The organism is Pseudomonas sp. TZ252, from assembly GCF_056110345.1.
The window spans coordinates 5,093,990-5,110,686 of sequence record NZ_CM148566.1 but is presented as its reverse complement, the minus strand read 5'-3'; the positions used below and the strand labels follow the sequence as shown (position 1 = coordinate 5,110,686).

Sequence of the window (16,697 nt, the reverse complement as noted above, 5' to 3'; positions counted from 1 at the left end):
AATAGCGGGGAAAGGCATTCGTCAGGAACAGGCAGCGAGAAGAACTCAGGGCGAAGGCGGCAGGCCCTCCTCGACCCGGCCGAGCCGCTCGTCGGTCCGCTCGATGTCGGCGCTGTCCCAGCCGCCGCCCATTGCCGCGATCAACTGGACGCTGGCGGTCAGGCGGCTGCCGAGCAGGGTCAGCACGGTGCGTTCGTTGCTCAGCGCGGTGGCCTGGTTGGTGACCACGTCGGTGTAGTCGACGGTGCCGGCCTTGTACTGGTTCTCGGCCAGGCGCAGTGCCTCGCGGGCCGACTCCAGGGCTTCGCGCTGCACCCCGCTCTCCTCGTCGAGGACGCTCAATTGCACCAGGTAGTCCTCCACCTCGCGGAAACCGTCGAGCACGGTCTGCCGGTAGGTCGCCACGGTCTGGTCGTAGGTCGCCTCGGCCTGGTCCACCTGGGAGCCGATCAGGCCGCCGTCGAACAGGGTCATGGCGAACTGCGGGCCGATCGACCAGAAGCGGTTCGGCGTGCTGATCCAGTTGCTCAGGCTGCCGCTGCGGTAGCCGCCGGCGGCGCTCAGGGTGAGGTCGGGGAAATAGGCGGCCTTGGCCACGCCGATCTGGGCGTTGGCGGAAATCACCTTGCGTTCCGCCGAGGCGATGTCCGGCCGTCGTTCGAGCAATTGCGACGGCACCACTGCCGGCAGGTCCGGCAGCTTCGGCACGCTCGCCACCGGCGGCAGGTTGAATTGCGCCGGCGGCAGGCCGACCAGCACGGCGATGGCGTGCTCCAGCTGGGCACGCTGGTACTTCAGGTCGATGGCCTGGGCCTGGGTGCTTTTCAACTGGGTGCGGGCCTGGGCCACGTCGGCCCTGGTGACGATGCCGGCGCGGTATTTGTTCTCGGCCACCTTCAGCGAACGCTCGTAGGCCGTCACCGTGTCGTTGAGCAGGCGGATCTGTTCGTCCATCACCCGCAGTTGCAGGTAGTTCTGCGCCAGTTGCGACTGCTGGCTGAGGCGCACCGCGGCGAGGTCGGCGGCGCTGGCATGCAGGCTCGCCTGGTTGGCCTCCAGTTGCCGGCGCAGCTTGCCCCAGAGGTCGACCTCCCAACTGACACCGAGGCTGGTCGAGTAACTGTTGCTGATCGCACCGGAACCACCGCCGCTGCTCACAGTGGAGCCGTCGGGCAGGCGCACGGTGCTGTCGCCGCCGCCCTGGCCGCTGCGGGTCTTGCCCACGTTGCCGGTGATCGACGGGAAGAACGCCGCCCGCGCGCCGCGCACCAGCGCCTCGGCCTGGCGGAACTGCGCCACCGACTGGGCCAGGGTCTGGTTGGAACGTTCCAGGTGCATCTGCAAGTCGTTCAGGGTCTGGTCGCCGTACAGCTCCCACCAGGCGCCGCGCTGGAACACGTCGCGCGGCTCGGCGCGGCGCCAGCCTTCGGTTTCCTTGAATTCGGCGGGCACCGCCAGGTCCGGTCGCTGGTAGTCGGGGCCGATGGCGCAGCCGCCGAGGGCGGCGACCAGGGCCAGGGCGAGCAACGAGGGGGTGTGTTTCATAGGGGTGTCTCCAGCGCACCGTCCGTGCGTACGCCGCGTTTCTGGTTGACCCAGTGGCGTAGGCGGTCGAGATAGAGGTAGACCACCGGGGTGGTGTACAGGGTCAGCAACTGGCTGCCGATCAGCCCGCCGACGATGGTGATGCCCAGCGGCCGGCGCAACGCGGCGTCGCCGCCGATGCCGAAGATCAGCGGCAAGGCGCCGAGCAAGGCGGCCAGGGTGGTCATCATGATCGGCCGGAAGCGCATCATGCAGGCCTCGAGGATCGCCTCGCGCGGGCTCAGGCCGTGGTTGCGCTCGGCCTCCAGGGCGAAGTCGATCATCATGATCGCGTTCTTCTTGACGATGCCGATCAGCAGGATGATGCCGATCAGCGCGATCAGGCTCAGCTCGCTGCGGCAGAGGATCAGCGCGAGCAGCGCGCCGACCCCGGCCGAAGGCAGGGTCGAGAGGATGGTCAGCGGGTGCACGTAGCTCTCGTAGAGGATGCCGAGGACGATGTACACCGCCAGCAGCGCCAGGAGGATCAGCCAGGGCATCTGGTTCTGCGTGTCCTGCACCGCGCCGGCGTTGCCCTCGAAGCTGGTCTGCACGTCCACCGGGATGTGCAGCGGCTCCAGGGCCTGCATGATGGCCTCGCGGGTCGGGCCGATCTGCGCGCCCGGTGCCAGGTTGAAGGACAGCGTGGTGGCGGCGAACTGGCCCTGGTGGTTGACCTCCAGCGGTGCCCGGCTCGGTTCGTAGTGGCTGAACGCGGACAGCGGCACGCGCTGGCCGTCGTTGCCGATCACCTGGACCTGGCGGAGGATCTCCGGGCTCTGCTGGTACTGCTGGTCGACCTCCATCACCACCCGGTACTGGTTCAGCGGGTTGAAGATGGTCGACACCTGGCGCTGGCCGAAAGAGTCGTTGAGCACCGCGTCGACCATTTCCACGTTGATCCCCAGGGTCGCCGCGCGGTCGCGGTCGATCACCAGGCGGGTCTGCACGCCCTTGTCCTGGGAGTCGCTGTTGACGTCCACCAGCTGCGGCAGCTTGCGCATCGCCGCCTCGACCTTCGGCGCCCATTCGCGGAGCAGGGTCAGGTCGTCGCTGCGCAGGGTGAATTCGTACTGCGCGTTGCTGTCGCGGCCGCCCAGGCGCACGTCCTGGCCGGCGTTGAGATAGAGCGCCGCGCCGGGCACCTTGGCGATCCGCTCGCGCAGCCGGGTGAGGACCTTCTCCACCGGGTCGCGCTCGCCGATCGGCTTGAGAGTGACGAAGAACGAACCGGTGTTGCTCGACTGCCAACGGCCGCCACCGATGAAGCCGACTACGTTTTCCACCGCCGGATCGGAAGAGAGGATCTTGCGGTACTCGCCCATCTTCGCGCTCAGGGACTGGAACGAGATGCTCTGGTCGGCCACCGCGTAGCCGCGCAGGCGCCCGGAGTCCTGCTGCGGGAGGAAGCCCTTGGGCACCACCACGAACAACCAGAGGTTCATGGCGATGCAGGCCAGCATGATCACCACCATCAGCCGCGAGTGCTCCAGCGCCCAGCCCAGGCTGGCGCGGTAGCGCAGCATGAAGGCGGCGAAGAAGCGATCGCTGCGCCGCGCCAGGGAAGCGCCTTCGGGCCGTTTCAGCGGACGCAGCAGACGCGCGCAGAGCATCGGCGTGAGGGTCAGGGATACCACCAGGGACACCAGGATCGCCGCCGAGAGAGTCACCGCGAACTCGCGGAACAGCCGTCCGGTGAGGCCGCCCATGAGCAGCAGCGGGATGAACACCGCGACCAGCGAGAGCGTCATCGACAGCACGGTGAAACCGACCTGGCGGGCGCCGGTGATCGCCGCCTGGATCGGCGGATCGCCCTCCTCGATGCGTCGGGCGATGTTCTCCACCACCACTATGGCGTCGTCCACCACGAAGCCGGTGGCGATGATCAGCGCCATCAGCGACAGGTTGTTCAGGCTGAAGTCGCACAGGTACATGACCGCGAAGGTGCCGATCAGCGAGACCGGCACCGCCAGGCTGGGGATCAGCGTGGCGCGGCCGTTGCGCAGGAACAGGAAGACCACCAGGATCACCAGCGCCACCGAGATCAGCAGGGTCAGCTCGGCCTCTTCCAGCGACGCACGGATCGACGGGCTGCGATCGTCCATCACGTTCAGCTTGACCTGCGGCCCGAGCAGTTCCTGCAACACCGGCAGTTGCGCGTGGATGGCGTCGGTGGCCTCGATGATGTTGGCGCCGGGCTGGCGGGTGACGATCAGCAGCACCGCCGGCAGGTCGTCGGAAAAGCCGGCGTTGCGCACGTCCTCCACCGAGTCGCTGACCTTGGCCACGTCGCCGAGGCGCACCGCGGCGCCGTTGTCGGCGTTGTAGTGGATCACCAGCGGCTCGTACTCGCGGGCCTTGCGCAACTGGTCGTTGGCGTCCACCTGCCAGTGCTTGTCGTCCTTCTCGACGGCGCCCTTGGGGCCGTTGCTGTTGGCCGCGGCGATGGCCGTGCGCACGCTGTCCAGGGACAGCCCGTACTGGCTCATGGCATCCGGGTTGAGGTCGACCCGCACCGCCGGCAGCGAGCTGCCGCCGATGCTCACCTGCCCTACCCCCTGCACCTGCGACAGCTTGGGCGCCAGCACGGTCGAGGCGAGGTCGTACATCTCGCCGCGACTCTGGGTCTCCGAGGTCAGGGTGAGGACCATGATCGGCATGTCCGAGGGGTTGGCCTTGCGGTAGCTGGGATTGTTCGGCATACCGCTGGGCAGCAGGCTCATCGCGCCGTTGATCGCCGCCTGCACCTCGCGGGCGGCGCCGTCGATGTCCTTCTCCAGGTCGAACACGAGCACCACGGTGGTCGAGCCCAGCGAACTGCTGGAGGTCATCTCGCTGATCCCGGCGATCCGTCCCAGCGAGCGCTCCAGCGGCGTGGCCACCGACGAGGCCATGGTTTCCGGGCTGGCGCCCGGCAGGCTGGCGCTGACCACGATGGCCGGAAAATCGACGTTGGGCAGCGGCGCCACCGGCAGCAGGCCGAACGACAGGGTGCCGGCCAGCAGCAACGCCAGGGTCAGCAGCGTGGTGGCGACCGGGCGGCGGATGAAGGGCGTGGACAGACTCATCGCCCGGCGTCCCCGTCGAACCCGGCCTCGGTGTTCAGGTCCAGCCCGCGCTGCTTGCGCCAGGCCGCCCAGCGACGGGCCAGGCGGTCGAAGTAGAGATAGATCACCGGGGTGGTGAACAGGGTCAGGACCTGGCTCAGCAGCAGGCCACCGACCATAGTGATGCCCAGCGGCTGGCGCAGCTCGGCGCCGGCGCCGCCGGCGAGCATCAGCGGCAGCGCGCCGAGCAGCGCGGCCATGGTGGTCATCAGGATCGGCCGGAAGCGCAGCAGGCAGGCCTGGTAGATCGCCTCATGGGGCGGCTTGCCTTCGTTGCGCTCGGCGTCGAGGGCGAAGTCGATCATCATGATCGCGTTCTTCTTGACGATGCCGATAAGCAGGATGATGCCGATGATCGCCACGATGCCGATCTCCTGCCCCGCCAGCATCAGCGCCAGCAGCGCGCCGACCCCGGCCGAGGGCAGGGTCGAGAGGATGGTCACCGGATGGATGAAGCTCTCGTAGAGGATGCCCAGGACGATGTACATGGTCACCACCGAGGCGAGGATCAGCAGCAGCGTGTTCGACAGCGAGGCCTCGAAGGCCAGCGCCGCGCCGCGGAAGCTGCCCTGCATGCTCAGCGGCAGCTCCAGGCTGGCCTCGACGCCACGGATCGCCTCGACCGCCTCGCCCAGGGAGTAACCCTTGGCCAGGTTGAACGACAGGGTCGCCGAGGGGAACTGGGCGATATGGTTGATCGCCAGCAGGGTATGCCGCTCCTCCACCTTCGCCAGGCTCGACAGGCGCACCTGGGTGCCGTCGCTGGACGGCACGTAGAGCTGCTCCAGGGCCTGCGGGCCGAGCTGGAACTGCGGCGCCACCTCCAGCACCACGCGGTACTGGGTGGCCTGGGTGAAGATGGTCGAGATCAGCCGCTGGCCGAAGGCGTTGTAGAGCACGCTGTCGATGTCGGAGAGCTTCACGCCGAGGCGCGAGGCGGTGTCGCGGTCGATGTTCAGGTAGGCCTGCAAGCCCTTGTCCTGCCAGTCGCTGGCGACGTCGGCGAGCTGCGGCAACTCCTGCAGCCGCGCCACCAGCTTCGGCACCCACTCGGCGAGCACGTCCGGGTCGGCGTCCTGCAAGGTGAACTGGTACTGGGTGCGGGCGACCCGGTCCTCGATGGTCAGGTCCTGCACCGGCTGCATGTACAGCTTGATCCCGGGCAGGTGGTCGAGTTCGGGCTGCAGGCGCTGGATCACTTCGCTGGCGGTGACGTCGCGCTCGCTGTGCGGCTTGAGGTTGATCAGCAGGCGGCCGGTGTTGAGGGTCGGGTTGCTGCCGTCGACGCCGATGTAGGAGGACAGGCTGGCCACCGCCGGGTCCTTCAGCACCACCTCGGCAAGGGCGCGCTGGCGCTCGGACATGGCCTGGAAGGAGATCGACTGCGGCGCTTCGGCGACGCCCTGGATCACCCCGGTGTCCTGCACCGGGAAGAAGCCCTTGGGCATGGCCAGGTAGAGCAGCGCGGTCAGCGCCAGGGTGGCGATGGCCACCAGCAGGGTCAGCGGCTGGTGCCGCAGGACCACCCGCAGGGCCTTGGCGTATTGTGCGATCAGGCCATCGATGACCCGCCCCGCGGCGCGCGCGAAGCGGCCCTGCTGGTCCTCGTCGATGTGGCGCAGCAGCTTGGCGCTGAGCATCGGCGTAAGGGTCAGGGAGACGAAGCCGGAAATCAGGATCGCCACCGCCAGGGTGATGGCGAACTCGCGGAACAGCCGCCCGGCGACGTCGCCCATGAACAGCAGCGGGATCAGCACGGCGATCAGCGAGAAGGTCAGCGAGATGATGGTGAAGCCGATCTGCTTCGAGCCCTTGAGCGCCGCTTCCAGCGGCGAGTCGCCCTGCTCCAGGTAGCGGGCGATGTTCTCCACCATGACGATCGCGTCGTCGACCACGAAGCCGGTGGCGATGGTCAGCGCCATCAGGGTCAGGTTGTTGATCGAGAAGCCGGACAGGTACATCACGCCGAAGGTGCCGATCAGCGACAACGGCACGGCGAAGCTGGGAATCAGGGTGGCGTAGACGTTGCGCAGGAACAGGAAGGTGACCATCACCACCAGCGCCACCGCCAGCGCCAGCTCGAACTGCACGTCCTTGACCGAGGCGCGGATGGTGGTGGTGCGGTCGGTCAGCACCTGCACGTCGAGATTGCCCGGCAGGGTCGATTGCAGCTGCGGCAGCAGCGCCTTGATCCGGTCGACCACCTCGATCACGTTGGCCCCCGGCTGGCGCTGGATGTTCAGCACCACCGCCGGCAGGTTGTTGGCCCAGGCGGCCAGGCGCACGTTCTCGGCGTCGTCCTCGACGCTGGCGACGTCGCGGATGCGCAGCGGCGAGCCGTTCTTGTAGGCGATGATCAGGTCGCGGTAGGCGTCGGCCGAGCGCAACTGGTCGTTGGCGTCCAGGGTCGAGGCACGGGTCGGGCCGTCGAAGCTGCCCTTGGGGCCGTTGAGGTTGTTGCTGGTCACCGTGCTGCGCAGGTCCTCCAGGCTCAGCCCCGCCGCCGCCAGCGCCGTCGGGTTGGCGCGCACCCGCACCGCCGGGCGCTGGCCGCCGCTGATGCTGACCAGGCCGACCCCGGAGATCTGCGAGATCTTCTGTGCCAGGCGGGTATCCACCAGGTCCTGGATCTGCGGCAGCGGCATGCCGTCGGACATCACCGCCAGGGTCAGGATCGGTGCGTCCGCCGGATTCACCTTGCTGAACACCGGCTGGTTCGGCAGGTCGTTGGGCAGCAGGCTCTGCGCGGCGTTGATCGCCGCCTGGACTTCCTGCTCGGCGACATCGAGGTTGCTCTGCAGGCTGAATTGCAGGGTGATCACCGAGGCGCCGCCGGAACTGCTGGAAGACATCTCGTTGAGCCCCGGAATCTGCCCGAGCTGGTTCTCCAGCGGCGCGGTGATCGACGAGGTCATGATCTCCGGGCTGGCGCCGGGGTACAGGGTGACCACCTGGATGGTCGGGTAGTCCACTTCCGGCAACGCCGAGATCGGCAGGAAGCGGTAGGCGATCAGGCCCGAGAGCAGGATCGCCACCATCAGCAGGGTGGTCGCGACCGGCCGCAGGATGAACGGGCGGGACGGGTTCATTCAGCGCTCCCGCTACCCACCGAGTCGCCCTGGAGGCCGCTGGGGCGGCCAGTCTGCGGTTTCTGCGGCTCGCCCTCGAGGACCTGCGGGGAGGCCTCGGCGACACGCACTTCCATACCGTCGCGCAGGCGGTCGGTGCCTTCCACCACCACCTGCTCGCCGGCCTTCAGGCCGCTTTCCACCACCACCCGCTCGTTCTCGCTGGTGCCGATGGCGACGCTGCGCTGGCTGACCTTGTTGTCGGCGCCGACCACGTAGACATAGATACCGTTGGTGCCGCGCTGCACGGCGTTGGCCGGAATGGTCAGCACGCCCTTGAGGGTCTGCGCCAGCAGGCGCACGTTGACGAACTGGTTGGGGAACAGCTTGCCGTCGGCGTTCTCGAAGCGCGCCTTGAGCTTGACCGTGCCGGTGGTGGTGTCGATCTGGTTGTCCAGGGTGGTCAGGGTGCCTTCGGCGAGAACCTTGTCCTGGTTGCGGTCCAGCGCGGTGACCGCCAGCTTGCCGGGGCCGTTCATCTGCTCGACGACGGTGCCGATCTGCTGCTGCGGCAGGCTGAACACCACCGAGATCGGCTTGACCTGGGTGATCACCACCAGCGGCGTGGTATCGCCGCTGGTGACCAGGTTGCCGATGTCCACCTGGCGCAGGCCGAGGCGCCCGGAAATCGGTGCGCGGACCTCGGTGAAGGTCAGGTTGAGGCGGGCGTCGTCGACCTGGCCCTGGTTGGTACGGATGGTGCCCTGCAACTGGCGGACCTGGGCTTCCTGGGTATCCAGGGTCTGCTTGGCGATCGAGTCCTCGGCATACAGCCCCTTGTAGCGCTGCAGGTCGATCTCGGCGTTCTTCAGTTGCGCCTGGTTCTGCATCAGCGTGCCCTCGGCCTGGGCCAGCGCCGCCTTGTAGGTGCGCGGGTCGACCACCGCCAGCAGGTCGCCGGCCTTGACCTCCTGCCCCTCCTGGAACAGCACCTTGACCAGCTCGCCGTTGACCCGCGGCTTGACGTTCACCGTGTTGAAGGCGGTGACGGTGCCAAGCGCGTTGAAATGCAGCGCCAGGTCGCCCTGCTCCACCCTGGCCACGCCGACGGTGAGCGCGTTGGCCTTGGGCAGCGCGGCGCCCGGCTTGCCGCCGCGACCGGGTCGCCCGTCGGAGGACGGTGCCGAGGCGGGCGCCGCCAGCCACATCACCAGGCCGATCACGGCGGCGAAGGCCAGGGCGGTGATCAGCCACGGGCGCAGGGTACGGAACTTGGATTTACCGGTCGTTGGAGTCATGGTTCTTCTTCAGGCTTAGAACGGAGGCGCTTTTTCCAGGCTGCACGATAAGCATTGCAGGGGCCCAGGCAAAGCCTCTTTACCCGCTATTTACCCTTGCTTTACCGATAGTTAGGCATTCCGCCCGCATGCTTCGGCGAGCCACCCGCAGCCTGGCACCAGGCTATGACAACAAACGGCTTGCTCCGTTACGGGCGAAGGCTTGAAATAGAGCGTTCTGCATTCGCCCACTCCGCAATCGGCCAGGGACGCACAGATGATCGACCCGTTGAAACACCGCTTCGCGGCGCTCCGCAGTCGCGCCGAATTCCACTCCTTGCGCTACGTCCAGCGTAGCGGCGAGTACCTCTCGGTGCGCCGCAACGTCAGCGAACCGCCGCACTTCAGCCAGGACCGCGGCGCCATGCTCTGCGTACGGCTGAACGGCGTGGAAGCCTACGCCGCCACCAACGATCTCTCCGCGGCCGGCCTGCAGGCCGCCCTGGAGCAGGCCGAACGGCAAGCCGAGCGGATCGCCCGGCACGCCCTGTTCGACGTCCGCGGATTGCCGCCGGCAAGCGGCCGCTCGCAGTATCGCTCGCCGAACCAGGACGCCCCTTTCCCCTCCCTCGCCGAGTGCTACGAACTGCTCGCCGAGGAGTCCGCCAAGGTGCCGCGCGACGAGCGCCTGGTGAACTGGAGCGTATTCCTCGAAGTCAGCCGCCAGGAACAGCTCTACCTGAACAGCGCCGGCGCCGAGCAATACCACGAGCAGCGCTTCGTCTATCCCGGCGCCAGCGTCACCGCCTACGACGGCCATGACAGCCAGACCCGCAGTTTCGGCGGCCACCATGCCGGCCAGCAGGGCGGCGCCGAAGTGATCGAGCGCCTCGGCCTGGTCGGCGCCGCGCCGCGCATCGCCGACCAGGCCCTGCAACTGCTGGCGGCGCCGAACACCCCGAGCGGCCGCTGCGACCTGCTGCTGATGCCGGACCAGATGATCCTGCAGATCCACGAGTCGATCGGCCACCCGCTGGAGCTGGATCGCATCCTCGGCGACGAGCGCAACTACGCCGGTACCAGCTTCATCAAGACCGAGGACTTCGGTCGCTACCAGTACGGCTCCAGCCTGCTCAACGTCAGCTTCGACCCGGAAATCCCCGAGGAGCTGGCCAGCTACCGCCAGGACGACGACGGCAGCCCCGCGCGCAAGGAATACCTGATCCGCGAAGGCCGCCTGCTGCGTCCGCTCGGCGGCGCCCTGTCGCAACACCGCAGCGGCCTGGAGGGCGTCGCCAACAGCCGCGCCAGCAGTTGGAACCGCGCGCCCATCGACCGCATGGCCAATCTCAACCTGGAGCCCGGCGACAAGAGCTTCGCGCAGCTGGTGGCCGGTATCGAGCGCGGGGTGCTGATGTCCTACAACCGCTCCTGGTCGATCGACGACGCACGCAACAAGTTCCAGTTCGGCTGCGAATGGGGCCAGTTGATCGAGGACGGCGAACTCAAGGGCGTGGTGAAGAACCCCAACTACCGGGGCATCTCCGCGCAGTTCTGGCGCAACCTCAGCGCGGTGGGCGACGCCGGCACCTTCGAGGTGCTCGGCACGCCCTACTGCGGCAAGGGCGAGCCGAACCAGGTGATCCGTGTCGGCCACGCCTCGCCGGCCTGCGTATTCAGCGATGTGGACGTATTCGGGGGAGATACCTGATGCACCAGAGACAGCATTTCGAAGCCCTCGCCGAGGACCTGCGCCGGCATCTGGCCGAGGGCGAGGACTTCACCCTCTGGTACAGCGCCGAGGACTCCGAGTTCATCCGCTTCAACCGGGCGCGGGTGCGCCAGGCCGGCCGGGTGCGCCAGGCCAGCGCGCTGCTCCGGCTGATCCGCGACGAACGCCAGGCGAGCCTCGACCTGACGCTCTCCGGCGCGCCGGAAGAAGACCGCCAGCGTCTGGCCGAAGGCCTTCGGCAACTGCGCCAGAGCCTGGCCTGGATTCCCGCCGATCCCTATCTGCTGCTCGACACCTCGGCCTGGCAGCGAGAGAACCAGGACCTCGGCGCAGCGCCCGACAGCGGCGCGCTGCTGGCCAGCCTCGAACGCCGGGCGCGCGACCTCGACCTGGTCGGCATCTATGCCGCCGGACCGCTGTTCCGTGGCTTCGCCAACTCCTGGGGCGCCTTCGGCTGGCATGCCGGCAGCAGCTTCAACTTCGACTGGAGCCTGTTCCATGGCAACGGCCAGGCGGTGAAGGCCGACTACGCCGGCCAGCGCTGGGACGACGAAGCCTTCGCCCGGCGCTTCGAACAGGCCCGGGAGCAGCTCGGCCACCTGGGCAAGCCGCTACGCCAGTTGCGCCCCGGCGACTATCGCGCCTACCTGGCGCCGGCGGCGCTCGAGGAAGTCATGCAGATGCTCTGCTGGGGCGGTTTCTCCGCGCGCGCCCTGGCTACCGGCGAAAGCCCCCTGCAACGCCTGCAGAACGGCGACGCCCTGCTCAGCCCGCTGCTGAACCTCGCCGAGCGCCCTGCCACCTCGCCCTCCCCGGCATTCAGCGCGGAAGGCTCGCCGCGCGCCGAGGTCGAACTGGTCGGCAACGGCCGCCTGAGCGGACGCCTGGTGAGTTCGCGCAGCGCCCGCGAATACGGCCTGGTAGCCAATGGCGCCGGCGCCAACGAGGCGCCCACGGCGCTGGACATGGCCGGCGGCAGCCTGGAACAGGCGCGTATCCTCGAGGCCCTGGATACCGGCCTGTACATCGGCAACCTGTGGTACCTGAACTACTCGGACATGCCCGCCGCACGCCTGACCGGAATGACCCGCTTCGCCACCTTCTGGGTGGAGAACGGCCAGATCCGGGCGCCGGTCAGCACCATGCGCTTCGACGACAGCCTGTACAGCTTCCTCGGCGCCCATCTGGAAGACCTCAGCCACGAGCGCGAACTGCGCCTGTCCAGCAATACCTACGGCGAACGCCAGACCGACTCGATGCACCTGCCGGGCGCGCTGACCGGGCGCTTCACCCTCACGCTCTGAATCCACACGGCGCTCCCCGGCGGTTCGCCGCCCGGGAGCGCCGCGTGCGCAATCCGAAGAACGACCGCCGATATTCCGGCGCCATTATCACGCCACCATAAACGGACCGACTCCCTCCTCGTTATCCACTCTGGTGACACACGCCCGAGAGGAACCCACCGCACGCATATCCCATTCGGTACACGGAGGTGAAGCTATGCCCGCTTTGAGTCGTCGTTCGTTCGTGACCCTGACCGCCCTGGCCTCCAGCAGCATCCTGCTGAGCCCGCGAGCCTTCGCCGGGAGCGGCGCGACAAGCGCCGCCGGCAAGCCGCAAGAGACCTTCCTGGATTTCAACGAAAGCCCCTACGGCCCCTCCGCCAAGGCCAGGGCCGCCATGCAGCGGGCGGCCGCGCTCTGCGGTCGCTACGACTACGACGCGCAGGACGCCCTGGTCGGCCTGTTCGCCAAGCAGAACGGCATCCCCGCCGAATGCGTGCACGCCTACTGCGGCTCGCGCCAGCCGCTGCAATACGCCGTCGCGGCGTTCACCGGCAAGGAGCGCGGCCTGGTCATCGCCGATCCCTCCTACGACTCCGTGGTTGGCGCCGCCCAGGCCCAGGGGGCGAAGGTCGCTGCCGTGCCGCTGGACGCCGAGGCGGCCCACGACATCGAGCGCATGCTCGCCGCCGCGCAACGCGACGCCGGGCTGATCTATATCTGCAACCCGAACAACCCGACCGGCACCCTCACCCCGCACCAGCGGATCGTCAGGGCGATCGAACGCAAGCCCGAGCGCAGCGTGGTGCTGGTCGACGAGGCGTATATCCATTTTTCCGACGCACCCAGCGTCGTCGGCCTGGCCGTCCAGCGCCAGGATGTGCTGGTCCTGCGTACCTTCTCGAAACTCTACGGGATGGCCGGCGCCCGGCTCGGCCTGGCCATCGGGCATCCGCAGCTGCTGGCGCGGCTGGAGCGCTTCGGCGGCCACAACGTGGTGCCCTCGCCGACCGCCCACGCCGGGCTGGAAAGCCTGCGTGACGACGATCTGGTGCCACGGCGCAAGCAGCAGAACGCAGAGGTCCGCGAGCGCACCATCGCCTGGCTGCGCCAGCAGGGCTTCCGCTGCACCGCCTCGCAGTCCAACTGTTTCATGGTGGATATGCGCCGTCCCGCCGAGCTGGTCATCGCCGAACTGGAGAAACAGCGGGTGCACGTTGGCCGCCCGTGGGCCTCCTGGCCCAACTGGGTCCGCGTGACGGTAGGCAGCGAGGAAGAGATGCAGGCGTTCCGGAGCGCCTTCGCCAGCGTCAGCCGGCGCCACCAGGTCGCCATGCGCTAGCGCTGCGTCTCTGCGACGCAGGGCGGATGACCGCGCCGCGATTATCCGCCCTGCTCATGGCCCGAAGCGAGCAGCCAAGGGATTCGGGTTCGCCCGTTACCAGCCAGCCTGGCTGACAGTCATGGGACGAAGCGGGTTGGCCGTGGGGCTCAGAGAGCCGCCAGGGCCGCCGCGTAGTTCGGCTCGTCGGCGATTTCGCCGACCAGTTCGCTGTGCAGCACCTTGTTCTGCTCGTCGAGCACCACCACGGCGCGCGCGGCCAGGCCGGCCAGCGGGCCGCTGGCGATGGCCACGCCATAGTTCTCGAGGAACTCGCGACCGCGCAGGGTCGACAGGTTGACTACGTTCTCCAGGCCTTCGGCGCCGCAGAAGCGCTTCTGCGCGAACGGCAGGTCGGCGGAGATGCACAGCACCACGGTGTTGGCCAGCTTGCCGGCCTCGACGTTGAACTTGCGCACCGAGGTGGCGCAGGTCGGGGTGTCGACGCTGGGGAAGATGTTCAGCACCTTGCGCTTGCCGGCGAAGTTTTCCAGGGTCACGTCGGCGAGGTCGCCGCCGACCAGGCTGAAGGCCGGAGCCTGGGCGCCTTTCTGCGGGAGCTGGCCATCGACGTTGACCGGGTTGCCCTTGAGAGTCACTTGAGCCATTGCGTTGATCCTTCTAGTCAGTGAGAAGCCGCCGGCCCTGTGGCCGGCGGCGGAAGCATTCGGGGCCGGCGACGATGCTAGCACGCTTTACCCGAGCGAAAACCTCGGGTTTGAGCGTCGCCGTCCCCCGAGGCTCAACTCCTGGCCTTGGCGAAATACTCCCGGGTCAGGCGGAACACCACCGGACTCAGCAGCAGCAAGGCGATCAGGTTGGGAATCGCCATCAGCGCGTTGAGGGTATCCGCCACCAGCCAGGCGAAGTCCAGCTGGGTCATGGCGCCGAACGGAATCGCCAGGGTCCAGACGATCCGGAACGGCAGGATCGCCCGGGTGCCCGCCAGGTACTCCCAGCAGCGCTCGCCGTAGTAGCTCCAGCCGAGGATGGTGGTATAGGCGAACACCACCAGGGCCAGCGACAGGATGTAGTGGCCGACGCCCGGCATCGCCGCCTCGAACGCCGCCGAGGACAGCGCCGCGCCGCTGGCGCCGCTGGTCCAGACGCCCGAGGTGATGATCGCCAGGCCGGTCAGGCTGCAGATGATCAGGGTATCGATGAAGGTGCCGAGCATACCGATCAGGCCCGAACGCACCGCGCTATGGGTCGTGCCGGCGGCCTGGGCGATGCCGGCGGTGCCGAGGCCGGCCTCGTTGGAGAAGATCCCGCGTGCGACGCCGAAACGGATTGCCGCCATCACCGCTGCGCCGGCGAAGCCGCCGGTGGCGGCGATCGGCGTGAAGGCGTGGGTGAAGATCAGTTGGAACGCGCCGGGAATCGCCTCGGCATGGACCACCAGGACGATCACCGAGGCGACGATGTAGCCGACGCACATGAAGGGCACCAGGGCTTCGGCGACCTTGCCGATACGGCGGATGCCACCAAGGATCACCAGCCCGGTGACGAGCATGGTGGCGACCCCGGTGACCCAGTCGGGCACGCCGAAGGAAACCTCCAGGGCATCGGCCATGCTGTTGACCTGGACCATGTTGCCGATACCGAAGCCGGCGAGCCCGCCGAACAGCGCGAAGGCCGCGCCGAGCCAGGCCCAGCGCTTGCCCAGACCGTTCTTGATGGCATACATCGGACCGCCGACGTGTTCGTTGCGCTCATCCTTCTCGCGGTAGTGCACCGCCAGCACCACTTCGGAGAACTTGGTGGCCATTCCCACCAGCGCGGTGCACCACATCCAGAACAGCGCGCCCGGGCCGCCGAGGAAGATCGCCGTGGCCACCCCGGCGATGTTGCCGGTACCGACGGTGGCCGCCAGGCAGGTCATCAGCGCCTGGAACGGGCTGATCTCGCCGCTGCTCTCGTCATCCTTGCTACGCCCCTGCCAGAGCAGGCGAAAGCCGACTCCCAGGCGCACCAGGGGCATGAACTTCAACCCCAGCATCAGGTACAGGCCGGTGCCGAGAATCAGCACCAGCATCAACGGCCCCCAGACCACGCCGTTCAGGTCGACCACCCACTTCTGCAAGCTTTCCATCAGCGATCCTTATTCTTGTTCGAATGAATGCGGCCTGGCGGCAGCGGGCATCCGGAACTCGGACGAACATCCCTGCTCGACAGGCCAAGGCTGCCGATCCTAACGAGGTTCTCTCGGCGAAATCGAGAAAAATCTTCGCCCGGAAAGCCTGCGTCTCATTGCGTCTCGCCGGCCGCCTGGCGACCGAACAGTTCCACCAGCCAGTCGACGAACACCCTCACCCGCGGCGACAACTGGCGCTGCGAGGGATACACGGCATGCAGCGGCAGCGATGGCGGCAACCATTCTCCGAGCACTTGTCGGAGGCTACCGTCGGCCAGGCCGGCGGCGACGTGATAGTGCGGCGCCTGGATCAGCCCGAGCCCGGCCCGGCAGGCGGCGACGTAGGCATCGGCGTTGTTGACGCTGACCCGGCTGCGCATCGGCAACGTGCGCAGACGCCCGTCGACGCTGAACTCGAAGTCGAAGGTACGCCCGCTGGAAGGCGACTGGTAGTTCACCGCGAGGTGCCCGCCGAGCTCGGCGAGCTGCCGCGGATGGCCATGACGCTCCAGGTAGGCGGCGCTGGCGCAGGTCACCTGCGGCAGGTCGGCCAGGTGCCGGCCGACCAGGCTGGAATCGTGCAGCTCGCCGACCCGCAGCACGCAGTCCGCACCCTCGCGCAGCAGGTCGACCAGGCGATCGTTGCTGCTCAACTGCAGCTCCAGTTCCGGGTAGCGCTCGCAGAACTCCGGCAGGAACGGAATCACCCGCATCCGCCCCAGCGCGCCCGGCAGGTCGACCCGCAAGCGCCCGCGCGGGTTGTTCAGGACGCGTGGAAAGCAGCTTTCCGCCTCCTCCAGGTCCGCCAGCAGGCGCACGCAACGCTCGTAGTAGGCCTGCCCGTCGAGGGTCAGGCTGACCTGGCGGGTGGTGCGCTGCAGCAACTGCACGCCAAGGTGCGCCTCCAGTTGCTGGATCGCCTGGGTCACGCTGGCGCGCGGCAGCTCCAGGCTGTCCGCGGCCTTGCCGAAGGCGCCCAGCTCGACGATGCGGGTGAAGGCCTGCATGGCCTGGAAACGATCCATCGGACACCCTCGATTATTTGGAAAATACGAATGGTAAAACCGTAATTATGGGCTTTATCCAGACCAATGCAGAGCGAAGAATGACGACGTTTTCCTTCCCTCCCGC

At 67.9% G+C, this 16,697-nt stretch carries 10 protein-coding genes; 3 read left to right on the top strand and 7 right to left on the bottom strand.

Annotation, left to right across the window (positions count from 1 at the left end):
- Window positions 1–45 precede the first annotated feature (45 nt).
- From opmB to muxA, 4 genes are read right to left on the bottom strand one after another with little or no spacing between them, the layout of a single operon-like run.
- Window positions 46–1,545, bottom strand: coding sequence for a multidrug efflux RND transporter outer membrane subunit OpmB (opmB, locus tag ACYAF3_RS23890; protein ID WP_023130668.1), 1,500 nt, complete (start codon window positions 1,543–1,545; stop codon window positions 46–48).
- Window positions 1,542–4,652, bottom strand: a complete 3,111-nt coding sequence (gene muxC, locus ACYAF3_RS23885; RefSeq protein ID WP_003089914.1) for a multidrug efflux RND transporter permease subunit MuxC — start codon at window positions 4,650–4,652, stop codon at window positions 1,542–1,544. Before muxC ends, opmB begins: the two co-directional genes overlap by 4 nt.
- A complete protein-coding gene (gene muxB, locus ACYAF3_RS23880) occupies window positions 4,649–7,780 on the bottom strand; it encodes a multidrug efflux RND transporter permease subunit MuxB (protein WP_003089920.1) in 3,132 nt (1,043 codons plus the stop codon). The genes muxC and muxB overlap by 4 nt, the downstream gene beginning before the upstream one ends.
- Window positions 7,777–9,057 (bottom strand): multidrug efflux RND transporter periplasmic adaptor subunit MuxA, encoded by a 1,281-nt coding sequence (gene muxA / locus ACYAF3_RS23875; protein WP_003111498.1) that lies wholly within the window; start codon window positions 9,055–9,057, stop codon window positions 7,777–7,779. The genes muxB and muxA overlap by 4 nt, the downstream gene beginning before the upstream one ends.
- Window positions 9,058–9,313: 256 nt before the next feature.
- On the opposite strand from muxA, the gene ACYAF3_RS23870 reads away from it, so the two are divergent.
- The 3 genes from ACYAF3_RS23870 to ptaA all read left to right on the top strand — a co-directional run bounded on the left by ACYAF3_RS23870 (window position 9,314) and on the right by ptaA (window position 13,393).
- Window positions 9,314–10,747, top strand: coding sequence for a TldD/PmbA family protein (locus tag ACYAF3_RS23870; RefSeq protein WP_003113321.1), 1,434 nt, complete (start codon window positions 9,314–9,316; stop codon window positions 10,745–10,747).
- Window positions 10,747–12,072, top strand: a complete 1,326-nt coding sequence (locus ACYAF3_RS23865; protein ID WP_003113322.1) for a TldD/PmbA family protein — start codon at window positions 10,747–10,749, stop codon at window positions 12,070–12,072. The genes ACYAF3_RS23870 and ACYAF3_RS23865 overlap by 1 nt, the downstream gene beginning before the upstream one ends.
- Window positions 12,073–12,268: 196 nt before the next feature.
- Window positions 12,269–13,393, top strand: coding sequence for a pyoverdine biosynthesis transaminase PtaA (gene ptaA, locus ACYAF3_RS23860; RefSeq protein ID WP_010793064.1), 1,125 nt, complete (start codon window positions 12,269–12,271; stop codon window positions 13,391–13,393).
- A gap of 149 nt (window positions 13,394–13,542) precedes the next feature.
- Here the strand turns inward: ptaA and tpx are convergent, their stop codons facing one another.
- From tpx to ACYAF3_RS23845, 3 genes are all read right to left on the bottom strand, one after another.
- A complete protein-coding gene (gene tpx / locus ACYAF3_RS23855) occupies window positions 13,543–14,040 on the bottom strand; it encodes a thiol peroxidase (protein ID WP_003089950.1) in 498 nt (165 codons plus the stop codon).
- A gap of 134 nt (window positions 14,041–14,174) precedes the next feature.
- The gene (locus tag ACYAF3_RS23850) at window positions 14,175–15,524 is read right to left on the bottom strand and encodes an alanine/glycine:cation symporter family protein (protein ID WP_003113324.1); all 1,350 of its coding nucleotides are present in this window, start codon (window positions 15,522–15,524) and stop codon (window positions 14,175–14,177) included.
- Between the two features lie 155 nt (window positions 15,525–15,679).
- Window positions 15,680–16,591, bottom strand: coding sequence for a LysR family transcriptional regulator (locus ACYAF3_RS23845; protein WP_003120066.1), 912 nt, complete (start codon window positions 16,589–16,591; stop codon window positions 15,680–15,682).
- Between the last annotated feature and the right edge of the window lie 106 nt (window positions 16,592–16,697).